The organism is Clostridium thailandense (assembly GCF_019207025.1).
Lineage (GTDB): Bacteria > Bacillota > Clostridia > Clostridiales > Clostridiaceae > Clostridium_AM > Clostridium_AM thailandense.
This window is the reverse complement of sequence record NZ_JAEEGC010000034.1, coordinates 50,360-67,947: the sequence shown is the minus strand read 5'-3', so window position 1 is coordinate 67,947 and position 17,588 is coordinate 50,360. Positions and strand designations below refer to the sequence as shown.

Here is a 17,588-nt window from a genome sequence, read left to right as displayed (position 1 = left end):
TAGCACTATTTACATTTTATAGCTTATTGCTATTTTCAAAATATACCTTATGATTGCCCTATCTTTCTTATTTCTTTCTCAGGATATCTAATGTATGTGCACTTGCTCCTAATAAATCCGGTCTTTCACAGGTAGAAAAATGATAATCAAGAAAAATTTGAAATGTCTCATCATCCATAGCATTCAAAACAGGTCGCATATAATTAGCTGGTCCATCTGCTGCAATTAATTTTATCCTTTGCAGTCCTGCTTCCTCATTTAACTTATCAATATCTTCAACCCTTACATAATCATATAAATCTTCTGGCTCCGATATAACATGAAAATCACCGCTAAGTTTCCCATTATCAATGCATGCACGAATATTATTTTCCTTAAAACCATACGTTATTACACTATATTCATTCATACAATATGCTACTAAAATAACACCGTTAGCTTTCGTTACTCTTTTCGCCTCCTGCAGTGCCCTTACTTTATCCTCAAATTTATATAGGTGGTACATTGGGCCAAACACCAATGTCATGTCAAAAGTATTTTCTGAAAATCTTGATAAATTTAATGCCGTTCCCTGCATTGCTTTTACTGTACTTCCTTTTGACTTTAAAATACCTAAATTGTGCTTTACAAGTTCGATTGCAGTAACATCATATCCTTCATTTGCTAATTGTACAGAATATCTGCCTGTCCCAGCACCGACATCTAAGATTTTTGCGTCCTTATTATTTTCTAAATACTCATGAATATACTTCATGGAAGTCATATATTCAACTTGTCCATATTTTCTCGTTAATCTTTTGTCCTCACAAAATTTATTGTAGTATTTTTCTAATTCCATTGTCATCTCTTTATCTTCCTCTTCCGTTATTATATTAGTTTGTACACTTCAGTTTTCATATCCTTCACCCTAGAAAACACATCAGCGCTTTTTTTCAATATTAATTACTCTAAACTATAAAGCAAAATTAATTATTCTTTTGGCAACTTCACATTACCATCATTACTCTCCCTTTATATTCTAACAAACATTATACTACAAATTCTAATAATTTTGTTTCTCCATATATATAATTCTCCGTAATATCACGGAAATATATGAAGAAAAAGATACAACATACAAATATTAACGATGCTGGAGCTAACAAAATAAAAGAAGGAGCCTTCCCATCATCTGGAGATCTCCTTATGCATTAATAGAAATTCACCTAAAAAACAATTTATTTACCCAGAAAGATATCAAAATGCTTATTGCTTGCTTTTTAGCTTATTATACAGCTTTAATCCTAGAATATTACTTTTTGTTAAACTTCCTTATTCTTTAATAAATCTCTGATTTCTTGAAGCAATAAAACCTCTTCAGATGGTTTAACTTCTTCTGTAACAGCTTCAACTTTCTTTTCTCTCTTAAATTTATTTATTAATTTTACAAACAAGAAAATAGAAAATGAAATAATTAAAAAATCAATAATATTTTGAATAAAATTTCCATAATTGAAAGTAACTGCGGGTACATCCCCGTGTGCTTCCTTAATTACAAACTTTAAATATGTAAAATTAATTCCACCTGTTAAGGCACTTAATATTGGCATAATAATATCATTCACCAAAGATGTAACTATTTTTCCAAAAGCACCACCTATAACAACACCAACAGCTAAATCCACTACATTTCCCTTTACTGCAAACTCTTTGAACTCTTTAAACATAGCATCATCCTTCTTTCACTGAATCTAAATACCTCTAAATTTATATTATATTATTATATCACAATATTTCAGTTGTAATCTAAATATTCTGCAGCATGGTGGCTGAAAACAAAAGTTGATGACAAAGAGAAAAAGCATTCATCTCTGATGAAGGGATTTTATAAAGCTTACCAATTAAAAAGTCCCATGGTGAAGACTTTAGATATTTATAAGATAATGTCCTGATGAAGTTAATTACTAACTTTACCACACCCACACACATTGCACATTCAAGAAATTTTAATTCTATATATGATATGATATTGTTTTTATTATTCATAATCCTCGGATATGTACTTGTATTTGTGGGGATATTTTCAGCATCCCAAATAGTTTCCATTCAATGTAACATGGAAAGATTGGAGTTGATTTCAAAAACGGATTCATTAACTGGGCTATACAACCGGAGATATATTATAGAAAGACTTGAAAATGAGCTTATAAATTATAAAAAAACTAAAAAGAAGTTTTCACTTATCATTGCAGATATAGATTATTTTAAAAAGGTAAATGATAGCTTCTGACATGACTGTGGAGATCGAGTGCTGAAAGCAGTAGCCCAAAACTTACAGGATGCGGTTCGAGAACATGGTTTTGTATCCAGGTGGGGAGGGGAGGAATTTCTTATCTTGCTTCCAGAAACAGAACTCGAGGATGCCCGCATACTGGCGGATAAAATCAGGAAAATTAGTGAAGAAGAAATTATCGAGTATAATGGAATTCAAGTATCAATTACATTGACCTTTGGGGTAACTGTTAATGAAGATTATGAAATGCTTGATGATACAATAAAAAAAGCGGACAAAGCATTATATGAAGGAAAAGTTCAAGGAAGAAACTGTGTTGTTTTATCATAAACACTTCCTTAAAAGCGAAAATGAAGAATCCTCACTTGTTGAAGATTCTTCATTTATTTCAAAAATAAACCTAAGAAGGTTATACGCTACTTGTGGTACAGTTCACCATGAATAATTCTATAACAAATCCAAACAGAAAGTACATCATCATAACCACCGAAGACTTCACTGTCTGATTTCTTAAATATTGCTTCAATTTAGCGGTATTCTAATAAGGTTTTGGTTTTCAATACTCCCAAATTTTACAGAATTTCTACTTAAAATCAACCTCTAAGTAATATTTATTTTACATTTCCCTTATAGTTATTGTGAATAGCAAGACATCTCAATGGAGTAAAAAAGCAGATCAAACAAACTTGTTCTGCTTTTTTATCCCTCTTTATTTTAAAACTTGTGTAAGTTCATCTTCTATTTCTTTACTTACAACTCCTGTTCCTCCAAAAATAGTAACTGCTTTTAAGTTAGCATTTTTTAAATATGATTTTTGTGCTTCACTAAGATTATTGTCTACAAGCATCATAGGTGCTTCATTTTTTGCTGCATAGACGCTTCCTGCTACTGCATCTGGAAAGTTATTTCCTGATGTTACGCAAGCTGCACTTCCTGATAAGTCAAAATATTGTATTATTTTAAGTGAAGTTTCAAACCTGTCTGCTCCACCTAGTCTCACGATATTTGTCTTATCTATTGCTGCTGTTTGGGAAACCTGATCTTCAACTGCTGAACTTACAGCTCCCTCTGCTCCTATAATATATACTTTACCTGGTTTTATTAATGAAATCTCTTTCTTTTCTACTTCTGGAATTTCATTTTTATTTACCATGATTATAGGATATTGCTTTACTGCAGCAATGCTGCTTATTGATAATGCATCTGGATAATTTTCCCCTGATACAATTACTATTGGCGTTCCTTCCTTTACTCCAATTGTATCAGAAATTTTTGCTGCGGTTTCAAATCTATCTGCTCCACCTAGTCTAATAATATTTTTAAAACCACTTACACTTACTTTTGCTTCCATATCTTTGCTTACTACACCAGTTCCTCCAAGAATATATACTGTTCCTGCAAGATCCATATTATCTTTTAAATAAGATAATATCTTATCTTGATCTGCTTCATCACTTCCAACCAGTAATATAGGAGCATTAAGTTTATATGCTAGCACACTTCCAGCTAATGCATCTGGATAATTTTCTGAAGATACAAGTATAACTTTTGAAACCTTTCCTGTATAAGTTGCTTTTGCTATTGCAAGAGCTGTATCCACTCTATCCTGTCCTGATAATCTTTCTATTGCTGTTTTCGCAGGTGATGGTGTTATTGGTGCTGCAGCGCCACCACCGCCGCCTCCACCTGATCCACCGCTAGAGGATGGTGTTGAATCCTTTATTGTTATTACTAAACTCTGTACTGCTCCTGCACTAAAGTTGAAAGTTAAAGTTATTGATCCTAAACTTTGCTTTGCTAAATAACCCTTTTTAATTGTTACTACATCATTACTTACCGTGTAGTCTGTGTCCTTTACTAAAATGCTTGTTCCAGTTGTAATGCTAACTAAATTATTTCCATTTAAAGTCATTGTAGTACTTATGTCCGCTTGCTTAAGCGTATATCTATCAAATTCTGCTGTGTTTGGATTTATAGTTGAATTCTGTGGAGTTGTATCAATTACTGTTATTGCCAAAGTTTTTGCACTACCTCCACTAAAGTTAAAGGTTAAAGTTGTTGTTCCTACATTCTGTTTTGCTAAATAGCTCTTTTTAATTGTTACCACATTATTATTTACTGTATAATCTGCTTCATTTATTAAAGTACTGCTTCCATTTGTAATACTAACTAAATTAAATCCATTTAAAGTCATTGTAGTACTTACATCTGTCTGACTTGAAATATTCTTATCAAATTTTCCTGCGTTTGGATTTATATCTGCGCTTATTTCATTCATTTTAAAATCCCATTTTACAATATCTTTTTCCACATGAATTGTAGAACTTGTATACTCACAATATCCCTCTTTAGTTGCCACAATATAATAATCCGAAGTTGGAAATACCATAAATCCATATGCTCCATTAGCATCACTTAACTGAGGGTTTTTATTATTATTAGGTTTAAATCCATCTATACCAGGAAGTTGTACTATAGTATCTGGAGTTTTTCCATTTGCTTTGTTTCTTTCAGTATTTGCATAATATAAAGTTACTTGAGCTCCCTCTATAACTTTTCCCGTAGCTGCATCTGTAATAATTCCATATGGGTCTATTAGTGCAGAGGTTAAACTTACATTTCCAGCGCTATCAACTTTTATTTCCATTTTACCTATATTTATTTTTTGCCCATTTCCAAAATCATAAGTAATATTAAAATTATAGTCTGTTCCTTTAACTAAATTTTGCACTTGAATTGTACCATTAGCTGAAATTGCAACAACAGCGCCTGTTTCTGTTGTAATAGAAATTTTTGAACTATCCCCTAATTGGCTTATAGTTCCATTAGATTGTTTTAGAAGCACAGCCTCAGTTGCATTCATAGAAACTGTACTATTGCCATTATTATCAGTTGCTACTGTAGCAGTTATATTTGAAACCTTACTACCATTATCACCATCTATTACTTCTCCACTAATAGTGCTAGGTGATGATGAGCTACCTCCAGTAGATCCGCCTGATGCCCCTCCAGAACCTCCGCTTGACTGAGCTGTTGGTGTTACTGCACTTGTTGCATTTGATGCTGCGCTATTGCCAATAATATTCACTGCTTTAACATCAAAGGTATATGCTGTTCCATTAGTAAGTCCTGTTATTGCTGCTGATGTTGTTGTTGAATTCGTATCCACTGTATTTACTAAACTTGCTCCATTATAGACTTCTACTAAATAATCTGTTATTGGACTTCCTCCGTTATTTACTGGGGCTGTCCATGTCACTGTAGCAGTAGTATCTCCCGCTGTTGCCGCTGCACTTGTTGGTGCATCTGGTGCTGTATTTATTGCTGATGGTGTTACTACATTTGTTGTATTTGATGCTGCGCTATTGCCAACACCATTTACTGCTTTAACATCAAAGGTATATGCTGTTCCATTAGTAAGTCCTGTTATTGCTGCTGATGTTGTTGTTGAATTCGTATCCACTGTATTTACTAAACTTGCTCCATTATAGACTTCTACTAAGTAATCTGTTATTGGACTTCCTCCGTTATTTACTGGGGCTGTCCATGTTACTGTAGCACTTGCATCTCCTGCTGTTGCCGTTGCACTTGTTGGTGCATCTGGTACTATTGATTGAGTTACCGTCAAGGTTCCGACAGCACTACTTGCGCTGTCTATCGAAATCCCATTTTCCGTTTCGGTAACGACTGCATAGTATTGTGCACCGTTTAATGTTGTATCCATCGGATTAATATGTAATATTGAACCGTCTGGTGATGTGCTATAAATGGTGGATGATTGCAGCACAATGTTTCCGTTGGTAATTTGTGTATCAGGGGATCCTTTGGCATACCATTTGTATGTAAGTGTACCATTTCTGACTTTGGTTCCAGATACCTGAAAATCAGTGCTTTCACCTGCATGTATGCTTGCGTTTCCAGGAGTTACTCCAGAGATAGCTGGTGGAGCATTCCAAATTGCATAAAGTGTTAAATCAGATGTACCGTTATAACCGCTTATACTTGTTGCTATCGTCCCTGGAGTGACCCTAGTACCTGTTCCATCAGCCTTTGTATTCCAACTATTGAAAGCATATGTATCACTGAATGAATTGATCGAAACAGCTTCAGTTGGAGAAGTGTTCATCATTGTTCCACTGCCACCATTTGCATTATAAATAACATAAGAATTACTAAAACTCGGTGTAACGTCAATATTAGCATTCATGGTTATACTCTGTGAAGGATCAGTCGGATTGGCAAATGTTGTACCTGTTGCATTCCAACCAGTAAACTTATACCCTACTTGTGGTATGGCACTAATAGAAACTAATGTGCCTTGTGTATAGTTATCTCCGTAAATAGTTGCACCATTGACTGAACCTCCAGTGGCCGCAACTGTGCGCAATCTATAAAGATTGCTTGTTTCTACAATGGTTGCACCGACTGCATTTTCATATTGGCTGCTGTTAGTGCGGTCATAACCGAATTGGTCTTTATTAACAATATAGTTGTCTGCATTTGCATTTCCAAGCAGATATTGCCAATTTCCACTTCCGTCCTTATAGGCAACAACTGGATTTGTATTATCAGGATAAAATGCCGTTGTACAAGGTATGACGGAGATGGCAGCACTGCTTGTGCTATTATCCAGCAATACTGCTGACAGTTTAGTAGAAGAATTATCAAGAGATGTATGATTAACCAAGAATGGCTGCCAATAAGAACCTGTTCCTGATAGCTGACCACTTGGGCTTAAGAATTTGGTGTCTGCACCGCCTGCAGCGAATGTACCCGTGCTTACACTTGTATCAGCATTACCATTATTATATTGAGTACAGTTTGTAACAGTTCCAATGTTTGTCGTTTGCGACAAAGAGTTTATCAATGTCAAATTCTGCGCGATGCTAGATGATGTATAAACAAGAGCGTTAGTAAAGTTACCAAGCGCATATGAACTAGTGGATGCTGTGGTATAGTTGTCTAAAACTACAGAGTTTACGATTGTAGTTTTAGATTCAATAGTGGTATTCTGATTTTGACGACTTGAAATGACAACACCATTTGCTCCGTTGGATGACCAATATGTTAGATTTCCAGAAAATGTGCTATTTAGAACATACAAAGTTCCGCTAAAGTTGTTAATGGCACTTCCAAGTTCAGTAGAAGAATTGTTTGCAAAAGTGGAGTTGTTTACGTATAAATATGCAGCAGTATAACTACCGTCTGTCTGTCTTTTACAGCTATTCTCACCGGCTCCACCACCGTAGGCTCCTGTGCCAAGACTTCTGTTTTCACTAAATGAAGAACAGTCGATAAACATTTTTCCCTTATTGAGAAATCCACCGCCGTATTGCCCACCGTTACGATTAAGGTTGCAACGTTCAAAATATGCAATACCTGTATATTCATTATAAATTCCGCCTGCAGCATAGCTGGCAGAACCTGAACGAGTGATTGTATCGTCGTTAAGCTTTAAGGTGGCATTTGTGTTAGAAATAGCCGCACCGGCAAATGCAGCTGCGCCTCCCATTAAAGTACAACTGTCAACTTCAACCGTTGTTATGTTGGTTCCTTGTCCATTTATAGTAAACAAATTGAAATTTGACGGATTTGTTGAGTAAGTACCATCCGAATTAAATCCAGGAGTTTGTACTGAAATAGTATGTCCATTACCAGTTATGGTAACGCTCTGATTGATTGTTGGTAACTGTGCCGATATGTTTGTAATATCCGCAGTAATATTGAACACAAAAGTACTTCCCGCACTACTTGCATTTGCAAACTGAATTGCCTGCATCAAACCATGAATCGTGGATGGATCAGTCGATGATGTTACACTCATGTTTCCATCATTATAGCAATTGATATCTGAAAGTGTCAGCGTGCTCGCTGCCTTAACTGGTAAAGCCAATCCGTTAAACGTTAATAATATCAAAAAAGTAAACACCGTAAATCCGCTTAAAACACATTTTTTCATAATAACTCACCTCTCTAAAATAAATGTTTTTCGTTTGATTACAGAAATTTAAACAACATGAGAACTCGAGGCTCAACTCCTGCATAGTGCTTTTTCAACTGTTCTTTCCCCTTCAGCCTCATAAAATAGTCTATCATTACATTGTGCTAGAACGAATTAATCGCATAGTCGGTTGGCATTACTTTAAAAGCTGCTCAATTTTCTTTTTATCGAAAGGTATCAATAAAAAGCCGTCGGCCTCATACTCAAAGGCCTCTACCGCATTTTCTTTTTGGCTGCTAATGAAAATAATTTTTGAAAGATGATTACACTCTCGAATTACAGTAGCAAGCCTAAAAGCATTCAACTCTGCCTTTCCAAGCCAGATAAACGCAATGTCATTGGGATGCTCAAGGCTATAGTTTTCCGCCGCACTAAAGGTTGTATAAATTCCTTGAAACTCCAATATTTCATAGCTATCCAGTATTTTTTTTAGTTCAATGCCATTTTTCATATTCGGATCGGCAATAATATATTTCATGCATAACTTCACCTCCATTAACAGCTTTTTTTAATATTAAAACAATTACCCTAAATAAACCCTAAATCAAAAGTGCCATATAGGAGGGATTTCTCTTATATGGCACTTCTCTTAAAGACTTATATTTCAACGCTTTTCGCCTTTTTTTACATATTATCGAAATTTTTTTTATTTTTTCTGTCTTTTTATCCGATGGCTACCATCCGTAACACTCCCATCCTCTGCAGGTGAGAGATAACGGCTAGTACGCCCCTGGATAAGTTCTTCTAAAATTCAGATGGAGAGAGGTATTCCTCTTAAGCAAACTCCACCTGAGTCTAAGAATCACTTGATGGAGCTTTTGCACAAAATATCAAGCTCAGCAGCTTTCGGGTAGGCCCAGCTATATCCGTTGGCCTCCATATACCCTTTATGTACCATCTGTTCAATCAATCTAAGGTCATTTTTACTTTTCATCTTATTATTTTTGAGGGTCTCTTCAAGCTGATAAATATCACAGTTTACTTTATCTGTAACTATTCTGTAATTGCCACGTACGCATTCAAGAATATGAGATATTCCGGCTTCTGATAATCTTTTCCTCAGCAAATAGGTAGTTGCATGAAAATTTGTTTGAGCTTTTTCGGAATTAAAGTCCGGCCAAATTGCATCAACTATCTTTTCCCAACCTATCGGCACCCCATTTTTATGTACTAAAAATGCCAATAATTCCTTTGCCTTAGAGTTTTTCCATGTCATTGCTTCTCCGTTTAAAAACACCTCAAATTCGCCTAAACATTGTATAAATATATTCTCTGACAGCTTGCTGTTCTTGCGAGTTTTCAGCAAACGATTTATTGATTTTGCCAGTCTTTCTTCTGTCATAGGTTTTAGAATGTAGTCCAAAGCCTGCAATTCAAAGGCTTCAACTGCATATTGATTAAAGGCGGTGACAAAAATTATCTCTATATTTTCATTCAGGTTTTGTATTTGCTCTGATAAGTGAAGACCATTAACACTAGGCATTTCGATATCTAAAAAAACAGCATCAAGCGAATTCTTTTTTAAATAGTTGAGTAGCTGTTCGCCTGTTTCAAATAAACCACATAAATCGAGTTCCATTATACCAGAAACCATTCTTTCAAATCTTTCCAATACATGTACTTCATCATCAACTGCCGCAATTTTCATTATAATACACCTTCCGTTATCAATAATTTTACACTGGTATGTCCTGGCTCACTGCTTATTTCAAGACCTATTCCATATAGCTTGAGAAGTCTATTGTGTATATTAAGAAGCCCAACTCCCTGGACATTATCCTGTTCACATAATATCATTGCTAATTTGTCACTATTGATGCCGACCCCATCATCTTCGATTTCAATATAAACATTTCCGTCTTTCTGAATCATCCTCACAGTTACAGTGCCGCCTTCAAATTTTTTTGAAATACCATGCCTAACAGCATTTTCCACCAAGGGCTGGAGTATAAGAATCGGCATTTGAACGTCAAGAGGTATTTCAATCTCTTTATTCAACTGTATTTTCTGTCCAAACCGTGCTTGTTCGATATGGAAATAAGTATCAACAAACTGCAACTCTTTTTCTACAGATACCATTTTATCAAGATTGTTAAATTCCAGACTCCCTCTTAAATAAAAAGCTAAATCAATAATTAGTTTACTAGCCTGCTTCCCATCCTTTTCACAGACGTTGGCAATTGCGCTAAGCGCATTGTATAAAAAATGAGGCTTAATCTGAGCTTGCAAAAACGACATCTCTGTCGCCATTATTTGATCCTTCAGCTTGTCTGCCTCCAATAATTTTTCATTATACAGAATAAGCTTTTCGTGGTTCCTAGCCTGCTGTTTCGCCTGGATATGGGACATCGCCAAAATAACAGCAAAATTCCCTAATAAAGTCATGTAAGACAAAGAGATGCTTCCAATCAATACAAAGTCGATTATATCTACATAAATTGCCCAAATCAAAACACATATGGCAATAAACATTAAAACTGCATTGTCTCTCTTTCTAAGTACAGATTTCATCAATGCGCCCATAATATAAATCATTTGCAAAATTAAAAGAATATATAAGTAATTCGTATAAAATGTCATAAACTCAGGGTTCGTAGTCAGAAGAAATACATCAAAAATAAGGCTAGGAAGCAGTATTAAGCCCATTACTTTTTTATTAAATTCCAAAGGATATAGGCTATAAACAAACATAATTAAAATAGCAACATAATTATATCCTGTTAAATAGTTTATATATATTCTCATATCCAAGGGTGAACTGGGGAAGAGTATAGTCAGAGAAGTTTCACCCCATATCATAGAACGTAGAGCTGTTGTTAAACAAATAATGCTGAAAAACAGTGCTGTCCTGTTTCCCTTCTGAAGAAGAAACAGAGAAAAATAATGAATACCAAATATTAAAACACCACCAATGAAAAACATCTGCAACATTATCATAATCATTCTCTGATGTTCCAATACCTGCCTTGACCCAAACACAGGGGCAATGCGAAGTCCTCCTGTGGCACAATTCAAATTACCTACCTGAAAAACCAGCTCTATCTTCTGCGTATTCTTCGGTAAGTCAATAATAATTATTTTATCATCATTTTTGAACTTTGCTTTATTATCCAATGAACTTCCAACCTCTGCCATCAGTTCTCCATTTACATACAGCTTATAAGCATTGGCAACATTTTGAATACGAAGAGCAGGATCTTTCAAATCCTTCGGATAGTAAAGCGACAGCCTGTATGTGACTTTCCCCTGACTGGTATAATGTGTACCAGCATTATGAGACCAGATTCCTGGGACTTTCATGAAGGAATCTATTTTCTGTCTTTGTCCTAAATTAAAATCTTCAGCCCTCAGCAGTTTATTCCAATAAAATTCCCACTGCCCATCTAATGAAACTAATTTATTATGACTAAAATCAATGTTTGATAAATCTGCCATACCGTTATTTGCAACAACTGATCTTGACGATAACATAATGGCTAATACAAATATCATTATGAAAGGAACAAATACGATAAGCAATATCCTCCATTTTGAACTAACTTTTGTCCCTAAGCTTTTTAAATCCATAATTCCACTATTCACTTTCAATTTGGTTAATTTAGTTATTATATATAGATAAACTTAAAATTGGCAAGTTAAATTTCAAAAAATAATCTGTTATTATTTTTTAAATAGCTTATACCGGTATAAAAGAAAGTTTATCCTTTTAGTGTTTTAATTTCATGATGCTGAACTTGTTACGACATAACAGCTTGTTTAAACCAATTTTGAATATTAAATGCAATCATTAATCCCCGAGAACTCTCAACTCATTTCAACGTATTTAGAAAAAGGTTATCCATTACTTATTGAATCTTCTTTACATCTCCTGTGCTTTATATTTTCCATAACAGTCGGGTATAATGTAAAGTCAGTATGTGGTAAGAATTTAGCTGCATACATTTTTGATAGAAAATCTTTTGCTTCTCCCAGTTGCAGGTAATTTATATTCTTAACTATACTTTCCACTGCTAATAATTCTTCCTCATCTTTTAGAAGCATGCAAGCTCCTTTGAGTGAACCGTTACCAATTTGAACGAACCGCTCTCTAGGTAGATCCGGATATAGTCCAATAGTAATTGCAGATTCCAGGTTAATATAAGTACCAAAAGCTCCGGCCATATATATCCGCTTTACCTCTTGAGGTACAATTCCTAGTTCATCTAATAAAAAGGCTACCATCGTGTTTGCTGCAGCTTTTGTATCCATGAAGTTTAAAATATCTGTTTGGCTGAACAAAAGTTCTTCATTGGAACCAGACTCATTTTCCCATGCATATATTACTGCATATTCTCCTTCTCTTAAAACGATACGCTCTGATTTGCCAGGAACAAATCTACCGGAGTAATCAATCCAGCCTTCAAGAAGCATCTCAGCCAAAAGATCAACAATTCCTGAACCGCATATACCTATTGGTTTTTCATTCTGTATAGTAGTAATGATCATCTCATTATTAACGATTCTAACCGAATCCACAGCTCCAGCACTAGCCCTCATCCCTTGTTTGCTTATACCTCCTTCAAGAGCTGGTCCCGCAGCTCCTGCCACCCCAATCATAACTTCATTATTCCCCAAAATCATTTCACCATTTGTCCCAATATCCATGTACAAAGCCAATTCACTTCTTTTATGAATATCAGTAGTTAGTAAACCGCTGATGATATCGCCCCCAAGATAATTAGCTACAGAAGGAAAGCAATAAACTAATCCGTTAAAAGGCAGTCCAATATCTCTCCCCGAAATAAATTCGCATCTGTTGAAAGAAGGAGTATATGGTGTAGAAAATATAAACCATGGGTCAATACCAAACAGGAAATGGATCATTGTTGTATTTCCACCAATAATTAAAGCGCCACATTCTGCTGGGGAAATTCCTGTTAAGGAATAAAGTTTGTCCATAAGTTCTATAAAATTACTCAGTGTACATTGCTGAATTTCTTTTAAATGATCATCATTATCCTTCACATAAAAGATTCTGCTGAGTATATCTGCGCCATAGGTCGCCTGATGATTTACTATGCTTTCTTCACCTAGTATATTCCCAGAATTCAGATCAACTAGTTGCATAATAACAGTTGTACTTCCAAGATCGGCTGCATAGGCAAAATTCTTATCTGTAGTATTTCCTCGTTCTATTATAATAATTTCCCAAGAATAACTATTGTGAACCATTGTGACAGTTAGTTCCCAGTCAAAATTTCTTAACAGCTTGTAATAAAACTTTAATGTAGACATAGAAATATATACATCTCCATATTTAGGTTTTAATGCCTGCAAAATTCTATCCTTATCAGCCACTGTATCACCAAATCCGGGCGGTTTCAATTCAAGGTATTCTTTTTTACATATTGGTTTCATTATTATCCTTCTCCTTAGATTTTGTTCATTTTTCAAAAAACATCTTTCACAGAATATAGGTTTCAGCTCATGAGTTGAAAATTTAATAAAATAAGTAAAGGGATATCCTACCTTTATATTATAATCCATTCTTCTGCTCATTTGTTGAGGCAAAATCTAATTTTACATTACTTACTATTTTAGCATCTCAACAGAATCTATATTATCCACTGATTTTCCATATCGAAATGGAATTGATACTTTACTATTAAATACTGTGATAATTGGACCCATAAAAAAAGCGGTAACAATTGTTCCTATTCCTGCGGTAGCACCAAGTGAATAGCCTAATATTGTACAAATGAAATCGGATCCAATTCTGCAAAACTGAAAACGTGCTACTTTCTTTTCTGATAAAATAAGAGCTACTGCATCGTAGGTAGATACTCCCAAATCTCCAGTAAAATATAAGGAACATCCAAAACACATAACAATAATTCCTATAATTAAAAATATTATCTTAAGTCCGAATGTTGGACTTGGAATCAACATTTTAAATAACCAAGATGAAAACTGTACGTCATACCCTAATAAAAAAATATTAATAAAAGTGCCAAGACCAATCTTATATCGATCAATAATAAAGATAAAAATTAACATAATCAAATTTAATATCGAATAAAAAATTCCATAGCCTAATGGTATATGACCCCAGATACCATGTGCAAATACCTGAAAAGGATCCATCCCAAAAGCTGAAAAATTGAACATTCCCACACTAAAGCCTGTTATCAGAACACCGAATATTGTCATTATAACTCTTCTAAATTTCTCACTCATTCTTAAGTCTCCTTATTTCTCGAAATGTAATTTTTTTATCTTATTTCTAGATATTATAACTCATCCATCTTGATAAATTATTGTATCCTTCACCTGCATTCATTTTTGGGAAGCAATCTATAGCCCTAATCATTATAAACAATTACATTACTAAATACAATGTTGTATCATCCCATCAATTGTTACCATATCATTTTTTAGATGAAGAATATTTTATTAGTTTAATGTAAAAATTATGATTGTCTAAAAAATAATGAATGGAGGTTATTACTATGGATAAAGTACGTGCAAAAGAAATTGCCTCATCACCAATTATGTTTGATGTAACACATAATGGAACACGAATTTACATTGAAAGTGTAAACGACAATAAAGAGACTGCTAAAATACATCCTCTAAACAACCCCAAAAGTGAACAAGAGGTGTCTTTAAGTGACCTAATGGAACATTAAATGACAAAGCAACCATTTTCATAAGAAATGGTTGCCAGTATTATGTATAAATATATTTCATGGTTCATCATTATAAATGTTAAATATTTACACTATTTCATAAACACTGTTCGAATCAAGATCATATAAAAAGCTGTGCCGAGAAAGATACTAAGAAAAGTATTCTTCTTTATTACTTGAGCAACTATAACAATAGCAATTGAAAGTAGCTCCGCGAGTCCAAATGGAAATACGGACAATTTAATGTTTCTCACACAGTAAACCACTAGAATAATCATGATAGATGCAGGTAACACGGAACCCAGATATCGAACAGTTGTTGGGAGCTCTTTCTTTCTGCCAAAGAAAAGGTATGGTATAGCACGAACTAGTCCAGTTACTGATGACACTACAATAATAGTTACGAAAGAGTATCCAAAATTAATTGTCATACTTAATTCCCCCCATTTGCATGTTTATAATATCCTTCATAATTACTAATACGATCAAACTAACTGATAACGCAGGAATCAAAAAGTTGTTTGCACCCAATAGGATATAGAATACAATGGCACAAGCAAAGCCTACAATAGCAGGGATGTGAGAAGCAAACTGACGCCATTGATTGACACAAACCACAGTAAAAAATGCGGTAGCGGAAAATTCAATACCTCTCATATCAAATGGAAGCACCTGACCAAGCAAAGCTCCAGTTGTGCAGCTGAAAATCCATAGTAAATGGCATATAAAAGCAATATAGAAGTCTGCTTTTTTTTCATCCACATCTTCAGGGTATTCTATCACACAAAATACTGAATAGATTTCATCAGTTAGTGTTAAAACCATATAGGGATATTTCCATCCCATCTTGCGAAACTTATCAACAAATCCGATGCCGTAGAAAATGTGTCTTGCATTGACGAAGAAGGTCATAACTGCAACCATTTCTAGCGGTGCGCCAGAGGTCATAAGGGAAACCATAACAATCTGCATAGAACCTGCATAGATGAAGGTTCCAGCTAAACACGCCCATATAGCAGAGTAACCTGCTTCGTGTATCAAAATTCCAAATGCCAAGCCCACAAAAAGATATGAAAATAACAATGGTACTATTTGCTTAATAGCAAAACGAAGTGTTTTCATAATACGTATCCCCCTTTATATGCAAACATTCATCTTATAGCCCATGTTAGCATATAAACATTCGCCATACAATTATATAAATGTGTGGCGTACAATTTTCTACTGATTATTTAAGGGAATACAACAACTGCTGCAAAATCTTTAAGCCCCGCTTCAATTCTTCTACGGTTTCAGGTGCACAAATTGCCAGACGAACTGCTTTTTCGGGAATTGTATTCCCAACCGCAAAACGTTCAGCAGCGTAGACTTGAACACCATGTTCCAAAGCTAATGCTTCAAACTTTGTCCCTGTGACATTTGTCGGCAAATATAACCAACGGAAAATACATTTTTCATCTCCCCTGCAATCATATTGAGAAAGATACTCATTAACCATTTTATTTCTTTCAATAGTATTTTTTTTGTGCTTTTCAATGATATCGTTAATCTTACCTGATACAATCAAACGAGCTGATAACTCTGCCATTAGTGGAGAAACCGAAACATTCATATTATAAAGCGCTTTGGAAAGCGGTATTTTATACATCTTTGGAACGGATACGTAAGCTAGACGAAGACCAGGCGCAACTGATTTTGATAAACTTGCAATGTAGATTGTTCTTTCCGATGCAAATGATGCCACAGCTGATATTGGCTCACTCATAAGATGATAGGTTCCATCCTCAATAACAAGAATATTGTGTTCTTCTGCAATCTGTCCCAATACTTTTCTGCGAGCCAACGACATGATATGTGTGGTCGGATTCTGATAGCCGGGAATTAGATAAATACCTTTCAAATTTTCATTCTTACAAGCATATATTAGAGCGTCTTCGCTCATTTCGTTATGGCTTTGCTTTATTGGAACTAATTGAATTCCCAGCATAGCTGCTGATGTTTTCACCCCAGAATAGGTATGTGGATCAACACCAATTTTATCACCATATTTGAAAAGCCCTGCCAAAATCGCTGTTATTGCATTTTGACCGCCGTTAGAGAATAAAATGCTTTCTCGGTCTGTATCATAGCCACACTTTTTCATCAACATCACCGCGGCATCCTTTTGCCAAAGCGTGTCACTTGGTCTATTATAATTAAACCACCTACAAGAGTTCGGCTCGTTCACCATATTTTTTAATTGAAGCATAAGTGTCTTGTTTGACGATGCTTCGGGAATTGTAGCGCCCATTTCAATTAAACTTTGAAGCCCACCTTCCGTAAGCAGATAAGCATTAGCTAGTGCGTCAAAGGAAACAAAAGTGCCACTACCGATAGTGGCACTCAACAATCCTTTCAGTTCACATACCTTAAAAGCCTTTGAAACGGTACTGACATTGATATCGAGAAAATCTGCCAGTTCTCTTTGTGGCGGTAATTTTGTTCCCGGCAGTAATGTGCCACCAATAATATCTTGCTCCAGTTGGTTTGCTAAAGAAAGATATATAGATTTAACGCTTCTATCTATGACAGGTTTCCAAGTCATGGGATAGTTTTCAAATGAATTTACTGGAATAGTATCACATCCTTTCCTACCATATAATTATAC

Annotated in this window: 12 protein-coding genes and 1 pseudogene; 2 read left to right on the top strand and 11 right to left on the bottom strand. The window is 34.9% G+C overall.

Annotation, left to right across the window (positions count from 1 at the left end; translation table 11 throughout):
- Nucleotides 1-67: 67 nt before the first annotated feature.
- Both I6U48_RS08125 and mscL read right to left on the bottom strand, forming a co-directional pair.
- Entirely contained in the window at nt 68-844 is a 777-nt protein-coding gene (locus tag I6U48_RS08125; protein ID WP_218319909.1) for a class I SAM-dependent methyltransferase, read from the bottom strand.
- Between the two features lie 457 nt (nt 845-1,301).
- The gene (gene mscL, locus I6U48_RS08120) at nt 1,302-1,706 is read right to left on the bottom strand and encodes a large-conductance mechanosensitive channel protein MscL (RefSeq protein ID WP_218319908.1); all 405 of its coding nucleotides are present in this window, start codon (nt 1,704-1,706) and stop codon (nt 1,302-1,304) included.
- Nucleotides 1,707-1,930: 224 nt separating this feature from the next.
- On the opposite strand from mscL, the pseudogene I6U48_RS29585 reads away from it, so the two are divergent.
- A pseudogene (locus I6U48_RS29585) lies at nt 1,931-2,602 on the top strand (GGDEF domain-containing protein).
- A 379-nt stretch (nt 2,603-2,981) separates the two neighbouring features.
- Here the strand turns inward: I6U48_RS29585 and I6U48_RS08105 are convergent.
- From I6U48_RS08105 to I6U48_RS08080, 6 genes are all read right to left on the bottom strand, one after another.
- Nucleotides 2,982-8,231 (bottom strand): cell wall-binding repeat-containing protein, encoded by a 5,250-nt coding sequence (locus I6U48_RS08105; RefSeq protein ID WP_218319905.1) that lies wholly within the window; start codon nt 8,229-8,231, stop codon nt 2,982-2,984.
- 178 nt (nt 8,232-8,409) lie between these two features.
- Nucleotides 8,410-8,751, bottom strand: a complete 342-nt coding sequence (locus I6U48_RS08100; protein ID WP_218319904.1) for a hypothetical protein — start codon at nt 8,749-8,751, stop codon at nt 8,410-8,412.
- A 324-nt stretch (nt 8,752-9,075) separates the two neighbouring features.
- Nucleotides 9,076-9,921: a response regulator gene (locus I6U48_RS08095; protein ID WP_218319903.1), complete on the bottom strand. Its 846-nt coding sequence runs from the start codon at nt 9,919-9,921 to the stop codon at nt 9,076-9,078.
- Nucleotides 9,921-11,840 carry a sensor histidine kinase gene (locus I6U48_RS08090; RefSeq protein ID WP_218319902.1) on the bottom strand — a complete coding sequence of 640 codons (1,920 nt, stop codon included), beginning with the start codon at nt 11,838-11,840 and terminating at the stop codon, nt 9,921-9,923. The genes I6U48_RS08095 and I6U48_RS08090 overlap by 1 nt, the downstream gene beginning before the upstream one ends.
- A gap of 267 nt (nt 11,841-12,107) precedes the next feature.
- Complete coding sequence (locus tag I6U48_RS08085) at nt 12,108-13,799, bottom strand: ASKHA domain-containing protein (protein ID WP_281421804.1); 1,692 nt, start codon at nt 13,797-13,799, stop codon at nt 12,108-12,110.
- A gap of 45 nt (nt 13,800-13,844) precedes the next feature.
- Nucleotides 13,845-14,489, bottom strand: coding sequence for a YczE/YyaS/YitT family protein (locus tag I6U48_RS08080; RefSeq protein WP_218319900.1), 645 nt, complete (start codon nt 14,487-14,489; stop codon nt 13,845-13,847).
- Between the two features lie 272 nt (nt 14,490-14,761).
- Here I6U48_RS08080 and I6U48_RS08075 point away from each other — a divergent pair, with 272 nt between their 5' ends.
- A complete protein-coding gene (locus tag I6U48_RS08075; RefSeq protein ID WP_218319899.1) occupies nt 14,762-14,941 on the top strand; it encodes an H-type small acid-soluble spore protein in 180 nt (59 codons plus the stop codon).
- 92 nt (nt 14,942-15,033) lie between these two features.
- Here I6U48_RS08075 and I6U48_RS08070 read toward each other — a convergent pair whose 3' ends face one another.
- The 3 genes from I6U48_RS08070 to I6U48_RS08060 all read right to left on the bottom strand — a co-directional run bounded on the left by I6U48_RS08070 (nt 15,034) and on the right by I6U48_RS08060 (nt 17,525).
- The gene (locus tag I6U48_RS08070) at nt 15,034-15,372 is read right to left on the bottom strand and encodes a branched-chain amino acid transport AzlD family protein (RefSeq protein ID WP_218319898.1); all 339 of its coding nucleotides are present in this window, start codon (nt 15,370-15,372) and stop codon (nt 15,034-15,036) included.
- Complete coding sequence (locus I6U48_RS08065; RefSeq protein ID WP_218319897.1) at nt 15,362-16,063, bottom strand: AzlC family ABC transporter permease; 702 nt, start codon at nt 16,061-16,063, stop codon at nt 15,362-15,364. Before I6U48_RS08065 ends, I6U48_RS08070 begins: the two co-directional genes overlap by 11 nt.
- A 106-nt stretch (nt 16,064-16,169) precedes the next feature.
- Nucleotides 16,170-17,525 (bottom strand): aminotransferase-like domain-containing protein, encoded by a 1,356-nt coding sequence (locus tag I6U48_RS08060; RefSeq protein ID WP_246615247.1) that lies wholly within the window; start codon nt 17,523-17,525, stop codon nt 16,170-16,172.
- Between the last annotated feature and the right edge of the window lie 63 nt (nt 17,526-17,588).

Bases quoted from the DNA above. Each gene is read 5' to 3' on its own strand.
- I6U48_RS08085 (WP_281421804.1), bottom strand. From the start codon at position 13,799: ATGGATTATAATATAAAGGTAGGATATCCCTTTACTTATTTTATTAAA.
- mscL (WP_218319908.1), bottom strand. From the start codon at position 1,706: ATGTTTAAAGAGTTCAAAGAGTTTGCAGTAAAGGGAAATGTAGTGGAT.
- I6U48_RS08125 (WP_218319909.1), bottom strand. From the start codon at position 844: ATGACAATGGAATTAGAAAAATACTACAATAAATTTTGTGAGGACAAA.
- I6U48_RS08100 (WP_218319904.1), bottom strand. From the start codon at position 8,751: ATGAAATATATTATTGCCGATCCGAATATGAAAAATGGCATTGAACTA.
- I6U48_RS08070 (WP_218319898.1), bottom strand. From the start codon at position 15,372: ATGACAATTAATTTTGGATACTCTTTCGTAACTATTATTGTAGTGTCA.
- I6U48_RS08080 (WP_218319900.1), bottom strand. From the start codon at position 14,489: ATGAGTGAGAAATTTAGAAGAGTTATAATGACAATATTCGGTGTTCTG.
- I6U48_RS08060 (WP_246615247.1), bottom strand. From the start codon at position 17,525: ATGACTTGGAAACCTGTCATAGATAGAAGCGTTAAATCTATATATCTT.
- I6U48_RS08090 (WP_218319902.1), bottom strand. From the start codon at position 11,840: ATGGATTTAAAAAGCTTAGGGACAAAAGTTAGTTCAAAATGGAGGATA.
- I6U48_RS08065 (WP_218319897.1), bottom strand. From the start codon at position 16,063: ATGAAAACACTTCGTTTTGCTATTAAGCAAATAGTACCATTGTTATTT.
- I6U48_RS08105 (WP_218319905.1), bottom strand. From the start codon at position 8,231: ATGAAAAAATGTGTTTTAAGCGGATTTACGGTGTTTACTTTTTTGATA.
- I6U48_RS08075 (WP_218319899.1), top strand. From the start codon at position 14,762: ATGGATAAAGTACGTGCAAAAGAAATTGCCTCATCACCAATTATGTTT.
- I6U48_RS08095 (WP_218319903.1), bottom strand. From the start codon at position 9,921: ATGAAAATTGCGGCAGTTGATGATGAAGTACATGTATTGGAAAGATTT.